The following is a 15,616-nucleotide window of genomic DNA, read 5'->3' as shown; positions in this document are numbered from 1 at the left end:
CAATCTCTCCGACCTCGGCGTCACCAAAGCCGCCATCCCCGAACTGGTCCAAGGCGCAATCATCGACCCCTCATGCGGAGGGAATCCGATCCAACTCAACCAACAAAACATCACTGAGCTGTTTAATACGGCGATCTGACAGTGAGCGCTGAAATCGTTCTCATAATCCTTGCGGCCGCGTTACTGCATGCGATCTGGAACACGGTTGTAAAAACGGCCGCTGACCGAACGGTCACGCTGGGTCTGGTTGCACTGGGGCATGTTATCCCGGGGGCGCTGATGGTGGCGGTTCTGCCGCTCCCGAATGTCGAGAGCCTGCCATATCTGGCAGGTTCGACCGTTGTTCATTTCGGATATTTCTACATGCTGAATCAGGCCTACCGGCATGGTGATCTCAGTGTGGTGTACCCGATCGCGCGCGGTGTGGTTCCTGCGCTGGTCGCTCTTTGGGCCGTGATATTTGCGGGCGAACATCTGCCGACGCAGGCCTGGATTGGGATCGCGGTGATTGCCACCGGCATTCAACTGTCCAGCTGGTCGGTTTTGAGGCAAGGGGTCGGTAGGGCATCGCTTGTTTTCGCATTGGGAACGGGCTGCTTTATTTCCATCTACTCGCTTGTGGATGGCCTGGGCGTGCGGGTGTCAGGCAACATCTTGAGTTATTGGGCCTGGCATTCGGTTCTGCATATCTTTGTTGTGGGCTTTGTCGCGCTACGGCGAGGCGCGCGTGTGCTTGATTTGCCTCTGCGCATCTGGGTGATCGGGATTGCAGGCGGAATGGTGTCGATGACGGCTTACGGCCTAGTGCTTTATGCCAAGAATTTCGCTCCGCTTGGCGTCGTGTCAGCCTTACGCGAAACTTCAGTGATCTTCGCGGCCCTAATCGGATTTCTGTTCCTGGGTGAGGGCAATCCCATGCGACGCCTTCTGGCGGCCGTGATGATGGCTGCTGGCGTGACGCTGATCGCATTGTCGTCATGAACACATGCTGGGATGAGTTGAATGATTCTTGCGAGAGATCTGAAATCCACCTGTCACGCCGCATGAAACTGCAGGTTTGTTGTGCCATGTTGACCGGAAAAGACAAAAAAACCAAAATTGTCGCAAAAGATTTACATTTATTGTGGATTTTTGCGCGAAAATGTGACCGAGTCTGAAAATGGATGATGATAGCGTAACCATCCCACATCGTGGCCGAGAGCTGCTGGATGTCCTTGCGCGGCTGGGGGGGTCAGCGCGCAACACTCAGATCGCCCAGATCATGGACGTCTCTGAGGAAACTGTGCGTCGTTTGGTCAAGGCACTGGCGCGCGCGAACAAGGTTGAGCGTGTGCATGGCGGCACATTTCTGTCTCGGGCGCAGGATACACCGATGTTTTCGGGCGCGTTGGAGTATAATGCCGACGAGAAAACCAACATCGCCAGGCGGGTCTGCGGGTTGCTTGAGGACGAGATGGTGTTGTTCATCACCGTTGGCTCGACCATGACTCATGTGGCCGAGCAACTACGTGAGCTGCGGGGTTTGACCGTCGTTAGCAACTCTTTGTCAGTTGTCGCATCCCTGGCCGATCACAATGGCACGCGCGCCGTTCTGGCAGGGGGCGAAGTAATCCGGTCCGAGCGAGGCAGTTTTGGCCGTGCGGCTGAAGAACTCGCGTGTCAGTACAGCTATGACGCGGTGATCTGCGGCGCGGATGCACTGTCGCTGGTTGGAGGCGTATTGGCTTCGAACCCGCTAGAGGCGGATCTGACCCGTGCGCTGCAAGGGAACACGCATCGCATGATCGTTGCAGCGGACCACACCAAATTCGGTGCAAAGGCAGCCAACGTGTCTTGCCCGTTCGACAAGGTGACGGATCTGGTGACCGATATCGCGCCACCTGATGCGTTTGCACCCGTTCTCAAGCAAGCTGGGGTCCAAGTGCACATTGCATCGCAATACGATGTCAAATCCGGGCCAGATGAAACAGAGCCCCGGAAGCAAAAAAAGAACAAAGAAACCTCCGAAAGCAAAGCGGGAAAATCGGGCTCTCGGAAACGCAAAACGAAATAAACAAAACCTAGGGAGAAAACATGAAAAAGCTTCTTATGTCTGGTGTGGCCTTTGCCACAATCGGGGGCGCGGCCTGGGCCAATTGTCCTGCTGCAACCGTCGCGGATATGCAGGGCGTCGCAGCCGGTGCTTATCCTCAGCAGTTTGATCTGTCCGAGTTTCAATCAGCTGCAAACTGTACGCTCAGCTTTGCAGAAAACCCGGCTATTGGGGATCTGAACGGCATGATCCGTGGCAATGGCGATCTTGCGGCCGTGGCAGATCGTCTGCCGGCTGACCCGTTGGTCATCGTACCCTATGACTCGATAGGTCAGTATGGCGGTGTTCTGGACGCGCTCTCCAACGCCACAGAAAGCGGCACCTCGGACTTCCTTTCGGTGCGTCACGTCAACCTGTTCCGCTATTCCGACGACCTGCAGACCCTGGTGCCCAACGTGGCGAAATCCTGGGAATGGAACGATGACTTCACCGTGCTGACCGTGAATCTGCGTGAAGGCCACAAGTGGTCGGATGGCGCGCCATTTACGGCGGCGGATATCGTCTTCTGGTACGATAACCTGATGATGGACACCAATGTCATCGCTGAAGCGAAGGATTATGCGCTGGCGGGCGGTGAGCCGATGAAGGTCGAAGCGCTGGACGACACCACCGTCCGCTTTACCCTTGCCGCGCCCAAGCCTGGCCTGACCGAGACATTCTCGTTCACCTATGTGCAGCCCTACCAGCCCAAGCATTTCTTTGAAAAGTTCCACCCGGCGCTGGATGACAACGCCGACGCCAACGCGCAGGCGCTTGGTTATGAAAACGGGTACGAGCTGATCAAGGCCTATTATGGCAACTCGGACTGGATGGATACGCCATCTCCGATGCTGACAGCCGGTGACAAACTGGCGGGTCTTCCCACCGACACCATGCCGACGCTGGAGAGCCATATCCTTGTGAAGGAGAGCACCGAGGGTCGTCACTACGTGGCCAACCCCTATTTCTTCCAGGTCGATACGCAGGGTAACCAGCTTCCCTACATTTCGGAAATGGATGAAACTTACGTTCCGGACGAAGAAGTTCGCACCCTTAAGTTGCTGAATGGCGAGGTCGATTACAAATCGCAAGGTGTTAACCTGACATCCGCTCCGGTGCTGCTCGAAGGTCAGGAGAACGGTAACTACACGGTCGAGGTGAAGCCTTCGATCGGCTATCCGGTTCTGACCTTCAATGTGACCGCAGAAGACGAGGCCAAGCGCGCGATCTTTAATGATATCCGGTTCAGAACTGCGATGTCTGTTGCGATGGATCGCAACCAGCTGAACGAGGTTGTCGCATTTGGTCTGGGAACGCCGACACAGTACATCGGCTTCTCGCCACGTCCCGATTTCATCGACGAAAAATGGTCGAACCATGAGATCGAATTCGACGCAGAGCGCGCCAATGCGCTGCTGGACGAAGTCGGTCTTGTCGACAAGGACGGTGATGGCTTCCGCGACTTGCCGAATGGTGATCCGTTTGTTCTGGATTGGCAGTTCTCGACCCAGCCAGCTTCGGCGCAACTGGTGGAACTGATTGCTCAGAACTGGAAAGACGTTGGCGTCAACACCGCGATCAAAGAGGTGACATCCGACGAATTCCGCGCCGCACAAACGGCCAACTCGCTGGATATGGGCCTATGGCTGAAGAGCCAGCCAGCCGGGTCGATCCTCGGGGACAGCGAGATCTGGGTGCCTCCGTTTGATGGCTATTTCGACGTACGTACAGGTATGCTCTGGGCTGAATACATCAGCTCAAACGGTGAAAACGGTGTTGAACCGCCGGCTTGGGTCGCGGATCTGAAGGCTGCATTGGACACCTATCAGTCCAGTGCACCCGGCTCTGATGCGTCAGTATCCGCCGCGCAGAAGATGGTCGAGATCATGACCGGCGAGCTGCTGTTCCTGGGTACCGTGAATGCTCCTGCCCCGATCTATCACTCGAACAACCTGCAGAACTTTACCGAGTTCAAAACGCAGTCTTACGAGTTCTATCGGACCTATCCTTACCGCCCCGCACAGTGGTGGCTGAGCGAATAAGGTTGAGAAGATAAGAAGGTGGGCGCCCGCGCCCGCCTTCGCGCATCCCGCGGGGACAGATATGTTGCAATTCTGCAGATTTGCCGCCACCCGGGCGGTTATGGCGTTGGTCACTTTGGTCATCGTATCGCTGATTGTTTTTTCACTGATGGAACTGGTGCCCGGTGACTGTGCCGAGCGCTATTTGGCGTATAAAAACACCCAAGGGTCCGCGATCACCGTTGCTGACGTTGCAGCAGAACGCGCCCGACTGGGGTTGGATCAACCATTCCTGACCCGATGGGCCACCTGGTTGTCAGGGGCGTTTCGTGGCGATTTCGGCGAAAGCTGCATCCTGCGGGTGAATATTGCACAGCTGCTGGGCGACAAGTTCTGGCTGTCGCTGTGGATCTGCCTTGGCGCTTTGACGCTGGCTTATGCCATTGCAATCCCTGTGGGCATCATTTCTGCCGCCTCGCGCAGTGCGGTACTGAACAACTCGCTGCGGATCGTCAGCTATCTGGGTCTGGCGATGCCGAACTTCCTGCTGGCCCTGATGGTGATGCTGGTTTCAACCGTTTATTTCGGCGAGACTCTGACCGGGCTGTTCTCGCCCGAGTACAAAGAAGCGCCTTGGTCTTGGGGCAAGTTCCTCGATTTGCTGAAACACGCCTGGCTGCCGATCTTCATTCTGGGCTGGTCGGCCACAGCCTTTGCGCTGCAGACCGTGCGCGCGTTGATGTCGGATGAGATCGGGAAGCTGTATGTCACCGCTGCTGCCGCGCGGGGCATTTATGGCCGCCGACTGTTATGGCGCTATCCGGCCCGTCATGCGCTGGGGCCGATCGTCAACAGCCTTGGCTTTGACCTGAACCGGATCTTCAACGAACTGCCCATTGTGGCGCTGATCCTGACATTGACCGAAGCCGGGGCGCTTTTGCTTGAAGCGTTGGCGCGGTCCAATGATCAGCAACTTGCGGGGGCCATCATCTTTCTGCTGACGGCATCAATCGTAACGTTGAATTTCTTCACCGACATTCTGCTTGCGGTGATCGATCCGCGCGTGCGCAAAAGTATCCTTAGGTGACCAGATGACTGCGACAATCGACAACCAAAAGGCAAAAGAAGCCTATTTCACCGCCTCGCAGCGTCAGTTGATCTGGGCCCGATTCAAGAAACAGCGCGCGGCGATGATTGCGGCCACAGTTCTGGTCGTCCTGATCCTGTCGGGCATCTTTGCTCCGTTCCTGTCGCCTTACGATCCGACCGCCGCAGGGCGTGACAAAGACTATCTGAACGGAGCCCCGCAGATTCCAAAATTCTGCGACAAGAATGGCTGCTCGATCCGCCCGTTCCTGCACGGGGTAACCCGCGAACGCTCGTTGGCGACCAATTTCCGCTGGGTCGAGAAAGTGAACGAGGATGAACGCCGATATATCCAGTTCTTCGTTCGGGGCGACAAATATAAGCTGTTTGGAGTCATTCCCGGTAACATCCACCTGTTTGGTGTCGATCAGGGCTATGTTCACCTATTCGGAACCGACAGTGCCGGCAAGGATATCTTCAGCCGTACACTGCATGCGGTTTGGACGTCGCTACAGGTCGGAACGCTTGGGGTGATGATTTCGTTCGTGCTGGCGCTCGCGATCGGAGGGGTGGCCGGATATTACGGTGGAATGGTCGACAGTGTGATCCAAATGATCACCGATGCGATCCGTACGGTTCCGGCCATACCTCTGTTCATGGCGATTGCGGCCTTTATCCCGCCGGAATGGTCGGCCGAGACACGGTTTTTCGTGATAACGGCCATATTGGGACTGGTCGGCTGGCCGACGCTGGCGCGGCGGGTGCGTACCCATCTGCTAACGGAACGCAATCAGGAATACGTGCTTGCGGCGAAACTGTGCGGCGCGTCGCCGGGCCACATCATCCGGCGTCACCTGCTGCCCAGCTTCACCAGCTACATCATCGTCGATCTGGTGATCTCGTTCCCTTATATGGTCCTCAGCGAAACCGCGCTCAGCTTTATCGGGCTGGGGCTGAAAGATCCGGTCAACTCACTTGGCGTGATGTTGCAGAATGTGACCAAGGCGGATGTTCTGCTGAATTACCAATGGTATTTCATCCCGGTCATCTTCTTTGTCGTTCTCGTGATGTCTTTCGTGTTCGTTGGCGATGGCCTGCGCGATGCGGCTGATCCTTATTCGGAGACCCGCAAATGAGCCTGATCGATGTCGAAAACCTGTCCGTTCAGTTCAAAACCGATGAAGGGTTGATCACGGCGGTCGAGGATGTTTCGTTTTCACTCGTCCCAGGCGAGGTGCTCGGGCTGGTCGGCGAAAGTGGATCGGGAAAATCAGTGACGGCAAAGTCACTGATGAAACTAAATCCACCCAACGCGATCTATGCGCCGGAAAGCCGGATCGATCTGCATCTCGACAGCGGCCCGGTTGATATCATGGCGCTGAAGCGGCCCAAGGACATGGAGATTGTGCGCGGCGGGGCGATCAGTATGATCTTCCAAGAGCCGATGGCCAGCTTTGCCCCCGCGATCACTATCGGCAAGCAGATGGTTGAACAGTTGCTGATCCACACGGACCTCAGCAAAAAGCAGGCCAAAGAACTATCGATCGAAATGCTGGACCGGGTGGGTATCCTTGAACCGGCGGCCCGGTTCAACCAATACGCTTTCGAATTGTCGGGCGGGATGCGTCAGCGGGCGATGATCGCCATGGCGCTTTCGACCAAGCCCAAACTGCTGATCGCGGATGAGCCGACAACGGCGCTGGACGTGACCATTCAGGCTCAGGTTTTGGATCTGATGAAGGATCTGGTGGCCGAGTTCGGCATGGGCATCGTTTTCATCACCCATGACCTAAGCGTCGTCGCCCAAACCGCCGACCGGGTTGCGGTGATGTACCTGGGTCGGATCATGGAAAGCGGACCTGTGCGTGAGGTGATCCGCCATCCGGCACATGCCTATACGCGTGGCCTGCTGAACGCGTTACCCAAACTCGATGATCTGGACGCACCGCTAACCCCGATCCCTGGCGATATCCCCTCACCTCTGGAGCGGCCATCAGGCTGCGTGTTCCATCCACGCAACCCGGAACTCAAACCCGGATCGCGATATGAAACGGAACGCCCACCCTTGACCGAGGTCAGCCCCGGCCATTTCGCAGCCATTTTCCCCGAAGACGTGCCAGGCCAGCCATGACAAATGCACTGATCAAAACCGAAAACCTGTCGGTCGAATTTCCCCTTGGTGGCGGGTTGTTTAATAAGCGCACGCTGAAGGCGGTCGACAACGTCTCGATCGAAATCCCGCGAGGGGCTTTTGTTGGGGTGGTCGGCGAGTCCGGCTCGGGCAAGACAACACTTGGCCGCGCATTGCTGAATGCGGTTCCAATCACCAGCGGTGGCGCAAGCTATGATGATGGTGAAGAGCAGTTCGATCTGACCAAAATGTCAGCAACCGATCTCAAGTCCTATCGCCGTCGGGCTCAGTTGATTTTTCAGGACCCTTACGCGGCGCTTAGTCCTCGGATGACCGTGCGTGATATCATAGCCGAACCGCTGGAGGTGATGGGCCTGACCGCATCGCGCGAGGAAACCGATGCGCGGGTTCGCGAGATTGCGGGCAAATGCCGGTTGAACCTTGAACATCTGCGACGCTATCCGCACGCGTTTTCGGGCGGTCAGCGTCAGCGGATTTCGATTGCGCGGGCGCTGGCCTGCAACCCGCGATTTGTAGTTGCCGATGAATGCGTGGCGGCGCTGGACGTGTCGATTCAGGCGGATATCCTGAACCTGCTGAAATCCCTTCAGCGAGATATGGGCCTGACCTTCATGTTCATCAGCCACGATCTGTCGGTTGTGGCCCATACCTGCGATTTTGTGGTTGTGATGTATCACGGCAAGATCGTCGAAAGCGCCCCAACGCGCGAACTGTTTGCCGCTCCCAAGCAAGACTATACCAAGCGGTTGCTGGATGCGATCCCATCGCTGGACCCCGATCATCGAATGCGTGCCTGATCAGGGCGCGCTGACCTGCGCCTGTCCGGTCTCGGTCAGCACAATCTCGGTCGCTCCATCTGCGCTGCGCTCGCTGGGTGGGACAAGGACATCGATGCCAGGCCGGTCGGGGCCAAAGGTGTTGCTGACCCGGCGGACCGAACTGAGAATGGCCAGCAGCGCCGGAGACGTCGCCGCCACGAAATGAGATGATCCCGCATCGCTGTTGAATGCAGTCGTGTCGATCACGCTGATCGGATATTCGGCCAATGCGTCGACCGAACTGATATTACCCAACCTCTGACTGTCCGCGGTGCCGCGCAGCCGAGCCGACAGGTTCAGAATCTTGTCCTTCTGGGACACCATCACCACAAACGGGTCGGGCGGGCTCTTGATGCTGTTCATCTGGGATCGGAACAGATCCACATCCAGATCAGGTGAGATCAGGATGACCCCCTCAAGATTGCGGCTTGCCCATCCCGGCTCGCGCAGTTCGGCTTGCCGCATCATCTCCATCGATAGTGCGCTGCCCATCGAATGCGCTATCAGGACGACCCGCTTTACGCCCATTGATTTGAGCAATCTAATGGTCTGTTCCAGCCCGTCTCGGGCAAACAGCATACTGTCCAGATCATAGGCGTAACCGGTGCCGCGTGCCTTACTGGGCCAGGAATAAATCAGAATAGTTCCGGGGATACCGATATCATGGCTCAGCTGAGCGGCCCGAAATGCGGTCTCGGTCTGCGTGGCGTTATACCCGTGAACAAAGATGACCACGTCATCCACGCCACGCAGACGGGACTTCAGATCCTGCGGACCCGAGAACTCGGTAACATCGGCCACGACAAACTGTTTGTTCGGATTCGGGTTCGCGTATGAGAACTTGAGTTCACCCGGCGTGTGCGACGGCGGAATCGAGACGGTCATCTCAAGGTAACGCAATGCCACGGCACGGTTAGCTCCGTAGCTGCCATCCGGCTCGCGCGCACGGGTAGTGGCGGCAAAGACCGTGGCGGGGGTGCCGACCTTAAGGGCTTCGGGTGTGATCTCTGTGATAGACCGATCCGCACAGGCGGTCAGCACAGACAGCGTCACAATGATGATGAAATAGCGCAGCACGCTCTGCCCCTGTGAAGTTACAGGGCTACGCTACCGTATTCCCGCCCCGCGTCCAGCCTGAGGGAACGACTCATTGGCAAAATCCGGCTGGCACCTGTTACAAAACGTAACGGCTGAGGTCTGTGGATTTTGTCAGTTCGCCAAGATTGTCGTTCACGAAACCTGCATCGACGGTGATCTCAGCCCCTGCCTGATCCGGTGCGGTGAACGAAAGCTCTTCGAACACGCGCTCCATCACCGTGTAAAGCCGCCGCGCACCGATATTCTCGATGCTTTGGTTCACATCCGCAGCAATCCGGGCCAAGGCTGCGATCCCGTCTTCGGTGAAACTGACCGTGACCTCTTCAGTGCCCATCAGGGCAGTATACTGCAGGGTCAGAGCGTTGTCGGTCTCGGTCAGGATACGTACGAAATCCTCTTCTGTCAGGGCGCGCAGCTCCACGCGTATCGGCAAACGGCCCTGAAGTTCTGGCAGCAGGTCCGAGGGCTTGGCGATGTGAAACGCACCGGATGCGATGAAAAGGATATGGTCGGTTTTCACAGGGCCATGTTTGGTGCTGACAGTGGTGCCCTCGATCAGAGGCAGCAAGTCGCGCTGAACCCCTTCCCGGCTGACATCGCCCCCGCGCGCATCGGATCGGGCGCAGACTTTGTCGATTTCATCCAGAAACACGATGCCGTTCTGTTCGACCGATTCCAAAGCCACACGGTTGACAGTTTCATCATCCAGCAACTTGTCGGCCTCTTCCCCAATTAAGGCCTCATAGCTTTCAGCGACAGTCATGCGTTTCTTGACGGTCCTTCCACCGAAGGCCTTGCCGAAGATATCACCCAGATTCATCATCCCCATCTGACCACCCGGCTGGCCCGGTATATCGAACATCGGCATCGGGTTCGTGGTATCTGACAGTTCCAACTCGATTTCGGTATCGTCCAGCTCACCCGCTTTCAGCTTCTTACGGAACATCTCCCGCGTCGCTTCGCGGGCGTCGGTTCCAGCAATCGCCTCGATCACGCGATCCTCGGCGGCCTGATGGGCGCGGGCTTTGACATCCTCGCGCATATACTCGCGGGTTTGCAGGATTGCGGCGTCAGCCAGATCACGCACGATCTGTTCAACGTCCCGACCGACATAGCCGACCTCGGTGAATTTGGTGGCTTCAACTTTGATGAAGGGTGCGCGGGCCAGTTTGGCCAGACGGCGGCTGATCTCGGTCTTGCCAACGCCGGTGGGTCCGATCATCAGAATGTTTTTTGGATAGACCTCATCGCGGATGTCATCTGGCAACTGCTTGCGCCGCCAGCGGTTGCGTAGCGCCACGGCGACGGCGCGTTTCGCGTCTTTCTGCCCGATAATAAAGCGGTCCAGTTCCGAGACAATCTCGCGCGGGGTCAGGTCGGTCATATGTGTTCTATCCGTGTGTTTCGCAGCGGAACCTAATCATACGGCGCGAAAACACAAGCCGATCACGAGAAGATCACGGCAACTCACGGGCAGCACACGGAATTTCGTGGTGAAGTGAATCGCCAGATGCACAGCGTCTGCGGCATAACCTTTCGCGACGGACTCTGCGTCCGTATGACATTAGGGAGATACCTCATCATGATGACTCGTCGTTCGCTTTTTGTGAAAGCTGCAGCTACCGGCGCGGCCCTGTCTCTGGTCGGCACCACCGCTGCCCTGGCCGGTGGCGCAAAAAAGAAAGGCACATTTGAAGGCCGCTCGAACCACGTCACTACCGGTTCGGTAAAACTGGTCAAAGATGGCGAGCGTTACATCGTTGAACTGGGCGACGACTTTTCGCTGGACAACGGCCCCGACCCGCGTGTCGCATTTGGTAAGGACGGCACATACGCCCCAGACAGCAAACTGGGCGCGCTGCTGCACCTGACCGGCAAGCAATCCTATGCCGTACCGCCAACCATGGATGTCTCGGGCTACAACGAAGTTTACATTTGGTGCGAGGTTGCCGGCGTCCCGCTGGGCGTTGCTTCGTTGAAGTAATCACACCCTTCAGGGGTCGGGCTTTCCGGCCTCTGACACGCCGTTAGGTGACAGGGCAACTGTCTGTTACACTCGCCCCAAGATATTGGAACTGGGGGCGTTTTCATGACCAAGATTGCCAAGATCACCCTGCTGTTTGTGGTCTTTGTTGACCTGATCGGACAAGGGCTGGTGTTTCCCATCATCAACTCCCTGATCATGGAAACGAAGTCCGGCTTCTTGCCGGAAAGCACGGCCATGGGCACAAGGCACTTTTATTATGGTCTGGTGATCGGCTGCTTCTTCCTGTCTTGGTTTCTGGGGGTGGTCTATGTCTCGAAAGTTTCAGACTCCATCGGGCGCAAGAATGCCCTTTTGGTCTGTTTGACCGGGGCGTTGGTCGGTTACGCCCTGACCATCGCAGCGCTTTATCTCAACAGCCTGCTATTGCTAATCATTGGTCGTTCGATCACCGGGTTTACGGCTGGAAATCAGCCCATCGCACAAGCGGCGATGATCGATGGCAGCACCGACGCTGCCGACCGCGACCGCAACATGGGTTATATTGTGACCGGTGTCAGCTTTGGCTTGGTCGGAGGACCGATCATAGGCGCGGTTCTGTCCGATGCAGCCTTATTGGGCAGCGCGGCGACATTGAAAACGCCTTTCTACGGGGCGTTTGTGCTGGTCCTGATTGCAATCTTTCTTGTGACCGCGTTCTTCAAGGATACCAGAACCGAGCGCGAACCCTTCGTCTTCCGCCCCCGCGACATAACCGACAGCCTCCTAGCTGTGCGCGAACACCCGTTGGTTTTGAAAATCATGCCAGTTTATGCCCTGTTCATGGTCGCCAACGTTACTTTCTATGTATTCGTCGACAACTTCCTGACCAGCGCGTGGGGTTATGGCGTAATAGGGGGCAGCATGGCGATGGTGGTCATTGGCGTTGCGCTGGCCTTTTCCAGCACCTTCCTTGTGAAACCAGCGCAAGAGAGGTTCAGCAAGCACCAGATCATCTACACCTCGTTGGTCACCATGGTGATCTGTGGCTTTGCCTTCGCATTCAGCCCCAGCGGGGTACTGAGCTATATTCCGGTCTTTTTCTTCTACTTCTTCTTCGGCGTTTCTTACCCGACGCTGCTAGGCCTGTTCTCATCCAGCGTTGCCGAAACGGATCAGGGCTGGGTCATGGGCGTGACCACAGCCGTGTTCTGCCTAGCAGGCGGTATCATGTCCCTGATCGGAGGCGGATTGATGAGCATCGACATCCGCGTCCCCTACTACATCGTCATCGTCACTGCCCTGATGGGCCTGATCGGGATGCATCTGAGGTGGAAGGGGAAAGAGATCAAAGCGCTATTGGCGTAAAGAACAGCCGATAGAGCGGAAAGGGTCGCCTACTCCTGCTCTTCCTCGATTTCTTCTTCGTCAAGTTTGCGCTGGCTTTCCTGTAATGGCGCGCGCTCTATCAGTGCCCAAATTTCCTTTTTGGTCTTCTTTGAAACAGCGCCTCTGGCTTCCAGCTCGATCAATAGCGAGCGTGTCTGATCTTCGGTACAGCCAATTGTTCTGCTGAGCCGTTCCAGAGTTTTGAACTTGTATTTGGTATCCCTCAACATGGACTCAAGCAGCTTCTTGCGAGGCTCTTTCCATGTCTTGGCGTGCTTCCGGTTCCGATATTCCTCAAGCACAATCGGCCCAACAATACCGCCAATCAGCCCACCAAATATCGCTGCCAGAACCGCACTCATGACCCGATCGTCTCAACCGTCAGATTGCCGTTGGTATAGACGCAGATATCCGCAGCAATTGCCATAGCTTCACGCGCCACATCTTCGGCTGGTTTGTCGCTATCCATCATCGCACGGGCCGCCGCCAGGGCAAAGTTGCCGCCCGACCCGATTGCAGCGACGTTGTGTTCCGGCTCAAGCACGTCCCCTGCCCCAGTGATCACGAGCAGATCCTTGCCGTCGGTCACAATCAGCATCGCCTCGAGCTTCTGCAGATACTTGTCGGTGCGCCAGTCCTTGGCCAGCTCGACCGAAGCACGCGCCAGTTGGCCGGGCGTCGCCTCAAGCTTGGCTTCCAGACGTTCCAGCAGCGTGAACGCATCCGCCGTAGATCCGGCGAATCCGGCGACCACTTCGAACCCGCCCGGTGTCAGGCGACGCACCTTTCGCGCAGTGCCCTTGATCACGGTTTGGCCCAGGCTGACCTGCCCGTCCCCGGCGATGACAACCTGCCCGCCCTTCTTGACGCCAATAATAGTGGTGCCGTGCCATCCGGGAAAATCGCTGTCTGCCATGAATGCCTCCGTTATCCGTGCTGCCATATATGGGCCGGGCACGGGTTCTGCGCAACCGGTTCTAAAACTGCCCAAAAGATATGCAGTAAACGCAAACCGGGGCTGTTGAGTCAGCATTTGTGAGACTCAGCCGCCGGAGTTACATGAGGCTTACAACCGACAACGGGTCGGCTGTTTCTGTTAAAAGGACTAAGCACATGGCAAACGCAATCGCAAAAACCCATGCGCCGCGCGGAGCAGTCACCATCCTGCACGCAGTGGACGCATTCTCTCATGCATTCGAAAACGTTGTCGAATGGTACAAATCATATCAGACACGCAACGAACTGTCGCAACTGAGCGACGAGCAGCTGGAAGACGTCGGGCTGACCCGCGCTGATATCTCCAAGTTCTGATCCAGGATTTGAACACTTATAAGATGAGCCGCTCGATTGAGCGGCTTTTTCTTTTTCAGCTTTCGACGAATTTACCTGCGAGATCAGGCAGATAAGCCTCAACTGCAGCAGTGGCTACGACATGCCGGGTACCCGCCTCGGCATCCTCGACATCCAGTCCCCCTTTGACCGCCCGAACCGAGGCGCGGCCCCGCGGCAGATCCGAGGCGACAAGATCACAATCAACCTTCTCAGGCTGTTGAACGCCAATCGTGACCTCAACGCGCATCTCCTCATGACTGATGCCCAGTTTGGAAAACAGCGTGATGGACGAGTGGTGCAGCGCGTCTTGAACAGCGCGGCGCGCGGCCTTGGTATAGTCCTGACCATACAGGTCGTTGCCGGTCCCCATCTCCAGAATGATGCGTTTTTCCGTCATCGGGCGGGCTCCATATCAAATGAGACAACGATCGCGGCGTTGGCGATCACCGTGCGACCTTCAGAATGGGGTTTGTCGATATCCAAGCCACCATGTGTGACCGTGATGTTGGGCTGGCCGTAGGGGAAAATGGCCTTCAACGCCTGCGAATCCACCCGGTCCGGTTGCTGTACTCCGATTTCCGCGTCGATGATCATGGCCTCTTTCGGGAATCCGAACAATTCCGCCATATTGACCGAGTTATGCCAGAGCGCATCCTTGAGCGCGCGCAGCGCTGCTTCGGTATAGTCTTCGCGCCGAAGCGACGTACCCATACCGAATTCCACCAATACCCGAGTTTTGGGCATGTCGCCTCCTTATTCCTGATGACCCGACAATCTGCACGAGTTCTTGCGAATTGAAAGAACCAGTACAGTGAACTGCATCCGGCCAAACCACGAAACCCGAATGTTTGGTGTGTACCGCAGCTATCGACTAGAATTCTGTCTGTTTAAGCACACGATCTATGAAAGGTTTGATTCCATGACGTATTTTCGGCTCATGTCATCATTGTTGTTGTTTGGACTTCTGGCGCCAGGCGTATCCGCTGAAGTCATAGAAAACAAAGCGAAATTTATGAACCTGATCGTTGATAAGAAGCTGGTTCAGGGCGAAACCTGGGTGACAATTCACAAGGACGGCACGGTTGAGGGCAAAGGCCCGAAAGGTGGCAGTATCAGCGGCACGTGGGAGTGGAAAGACAGGTATTACTGTCGGAGAATCGTGATCGTCGGTGAAGTGATGCCCCATGACTGTCAGGTGGTTTCAATCGCAGACGACACCGTTACATTTACCCACAAAGACGGCGCGGGAGTATCGGTGAGATGGACCATCAAGTGAGTCTAAACTCTTGTCACGCAGTGGCTTTCACAAAAAAAGGCGCCTAATGCGGGGCGCCTTTTTGCGTTCGGACACTAGCGAAGGTCAGATCGACTCGTCGATCCAGCTTTGCAGGGCCGCCTTCGGGGCCGCGCCAGCGCGGTTCGAAACCACCTGACCGTCTTTGAAAATGAACAGCGCCGGAATCCCGCGCACGCCCATGGCCGCGGCTGAGTTTGGGTTGCTGTCGACATCGACCTTGGCAATCTTCACCTTGCCACCATATTCGCTGGCCAGCTCTTCCAGGGCGGGGCCGATCTGCTTACAGGGGCCGCACCACTCGGCCCAGAAATCCACCACGACGGGGATATCGGAATTCTTGACTTCGGCGTCAAAGGTGTCGTCGGTAACGGCTACGGTCGACATGTCTG

General features: G+C 56.6%; 18 protein-coding genes and 1 pseudogene. 12 read left to right on the top strand and 7 right to left on the bottom strand.

All coding sequences use genetic code 11. The features are described from left to right. The 8 genes and pseudogenes from ACR0AU_RS21320 to ACR0AU_RS21285 form a co-directional block, all read left to right on the top strand. Positions 1-139 (top strand): annotated as a pseudogene (locus ACR0AU_RS21320) (iron-containing alcohol dehydrogenase); the annotation flags it as partial. A gap of 2 nt (positions 140-141) precedes the next feature. Next, positions 142-981: an EamA family transporter gene (locus ACR0AU_RS21315; RefSeq protein ID WP_170397778.1), complete on the top strand. Its 840-nt coding sequence runs from the start codon at positions 142-144 to the stop codon at positions 979-981. Positions 982-1,159: 178 nt separating this feature from the next. Continuing rightward, positions 1,160-2,053 carry a DeoR/GlpR family DNA-binding transcription regulator gene (locus ACR0AU_RS21310; protein WP_170514169.1) on the top strand — a complete coding sequence of 298 codons (894 nt, stop codon included), beginning with the start codon at positions 1,160-1,162 and terminating at the stop codon, positions 2,051-2,053. A 20-nt stretch (positions 2,054-2,073) separates the two neighbouring features. Then, positions 2,074-4,113, top strand: a complete 2,040-nt coding sequence (locus tag ACR0AU_RS21305) for an ABC transporter substrate-binding protein (RefSeq protein WP_170397784.1) — start codon at positions 2,074-2,076, stop codon at positions 4,111-4,113. Between the two features lie 61 nt (positions 4,114-4,174). Then, complete coding sequence (locus ACR0AU_RS21300; protein ID WP_170397787.1) at positions 4,175-5,179, top strand: ABC transporter permease; 1,005 nt, start codon at positions 4,175-4,177, stop codon at positions 5,177-5,179. Between the two features lie 4 nt (positions 5,180-5,183). Next, positions 5,184-6,314 (top strand): ABC transporter permease, encoded by a 1,131-nt coding sequence (locus tag ACR0AU_RS21295; protein ID WP_170397790.1) that lies wholly within the window; start codon positions 5,184-5,186, stop codon positions 6,312-6,314. Further along, positions 6,311-7,309, top strand: coding sequence for an ABC transporter ATP-binding protein (locus ACR0AU_RS21290; protein ID WP_170397793.1), 999 nt, complete (start codon positions 6,311-6,313; stop codon positions 7,307-7,309). The genes ACR0AU_RS21295 and ACR0AU_RS21290 overlap by 4 nt, the downstream gene beginning before the upstream one ends. Continuing rightward, positions 7,306-8,127, top strand: coding sequence for an ATP-binding cassette domain-containing protein (locus ACR0AU_RS21285; RefSeq protein ID WP_480796269.1), 822 nt, complete (start codon positions 7,306-7,308; stop codon positions 8,125-8,127). The genes ACR0AU_RS21290 and ACR0AU_RS21285 overlap by 4 nt, the downstream gene beginning before the upstream one ends. On the opposite strand, the gene ACR0AU_RS21280 is transcribed toward ACR0AU_RS21285, so the two are convergent. Together ACR0AU_RS21280 and hslU are read right to left on the bottom strand one after the other, a co-directional pair. Continuing rightward, positions 8,128-9,225: an alpha/beta hydrolase gene (locus ACR0AU_RS21280; RefSeq protein ID WP_480796268.1), complete on the bottom strand. Its 1,098-nt coding sequence runs from the start codon at positions 9,223-9,225 to the stop codon at positions 8,128-8,130. It abuts the gene before it with no gap. Positions 9,226-9,322: 97 nt separating this feature from the next. After that, entirely contained in the window at positions 9,323-10,630 is a 1,308-nt protein-coding gene (gene hslU, locus ACR0AU_RS21275) for an ATP-dependent protease ATPase subunit HslU (protein WP_170407914.1), read from the bottom strand. A gap of 198 nt (positions 10,631-10,828) precedes the next feature. Between hslU and ACR0AU_RS21270 the strand changes: the two genes are divergently transcribed. After that, on the top strand, positions 10,829-11,230 hold the full coding sequence (locus tag ACR0AU_RS21270) for a DM13 domain-containing protein (RefSeq protein WP_170397803.1): 402 nt from the start codon (positions 10,829-10,831) through the stop codon (positions 11,228-11,230). A 105-nt stretch (positions 11,231-11,335) separates the two neighbouring features. Continuing rightward, complete coding sequence (locus ACR0AU_RS21265) at positions 11,336-12,577, top strand: MFS transporter (RefSeq protein ID WP_170733761.1); 1,242 nt, start codon at positions 11,336-11,338, stop codon at positions 12,575-12,577. 29 nt (positions 12,578-12,606) lie between these two features. Here ACR0AU_RS21265 and ACR0AU_RS21260 read toward each other — a convergent pair whose 3' ends face one another. Further along, positions 12,607-12,960, bottom strand: a complete 354-nt coding sequence (locus ACR0AU_RS21260; RefSeq protein WP_170425354.1) for a hypothetical protein — start codon at positions 12,958-12,960, stop codon at positions 12,607-12,609. After that, the gene (gene hslV / locus ACR0AU_RS21255) at positions 12,957-13,514 is read right to left on the bottom strand and encodes an ATP-dependent protease subunit HslV (protein ID WP_170397812.1); all 558 of its coding nucleotides are present in this window, start codon (positions 13,512-13,514) and stop codon (positions 12,957-12,959) included. The genes ACR0AU_RS21260 and hslV overlap by 4 nt, the downstream gene beginning before the upstream one ends. A gap of 197 nt (positions 13,515-13,711) precedes the next feature. Here hslV and ACR0AU_RS21250 point away from each other — a divergent pair, with 197 nt between their 5' ends. After that, on the top strand, positions 13,712-13,909 hold the full coding sequence (locus tag ACR0AU_RS21250) for a DUF1127 domain-containing protein (protein WP_170397815.1): 198 nt from the start codon (positions 13,712-13,714) through the stop codon (positions 13,907-13,909). Between the two features lie 55 nt (positions 13,910-13,964). Here ACR0AU_RS21250 and ACR0AU_RS21245 read toward each other — a convergent pair whose 3' ends face one another. Both ACR0AU_RS21245 and ACR0AU_RS21240 read right to left on the bottom strand, forming a co-directional pair. Beyond that, a complete protein-coding gene (locus ACR0AU_RS21245; protein WP_170407917.1) occupies positions 13,965-14,327 on the bottom strand; it encodes a Lin0512 family protein in 363 nt (120 codons plus the stop codon). Further along, a complete protein-coding gene (locus tag ACR0AU_RS21240) occupies positions 14,324-14,674 on the bottom strand; it encodes a Lin0512 family protein (protein ID WP_170397821.1) in 351 nt (116 codons plus the stop codon). The genes ACR0AU_RS21245 and ACR0AU_RS21240 overlap by 4 nt, the downstream gene beginning before the upstream one ends. Before the next feature lie 268 nt (positions 14,675-14,942). On the opposite strand from ACR0AU_RS21240, the gene ACR0AU_RS21235 reads away from it, so the two are divergent. Continuing rightward, positions 14,943-15,206 (top strand): hypothetical protein, encoded by a 264-nt coding sequence (locus tag ACR0AU_RS21235; protein WP_170397824.1) that lies wholly within the window; start codon positions 14,943-14,945, stop codon positions 15,204-15,206. An 84-nt stretch (positions 15,207-15,290) separates the two neighbouring features. Here the strand turns inward: ACR0AU_RS21235 and trxA are convergent, their stop codons facing one another. Then, positions 15,291-15,611, bottom strand: a complete 321-nt coding sequence (trxA, locus tag ACR0AU_RS21230) for a thioredoxin (protein WP_170397826.1) — start codon at positions 15,609-15,611, stop codon at positions 15,291-15,293. Between the last annotated feature and the right edge of the window lie 5 nt (positions 15,612-15,616).

Source organism: Ruegeria sp. CG1, from assembly GCF_056537265.1.
The sequence above is the reverse complement of the archived record's forward strand: the minus strand, read 5'-3'. Positions and strand labels throughout refer to the sequence as shown.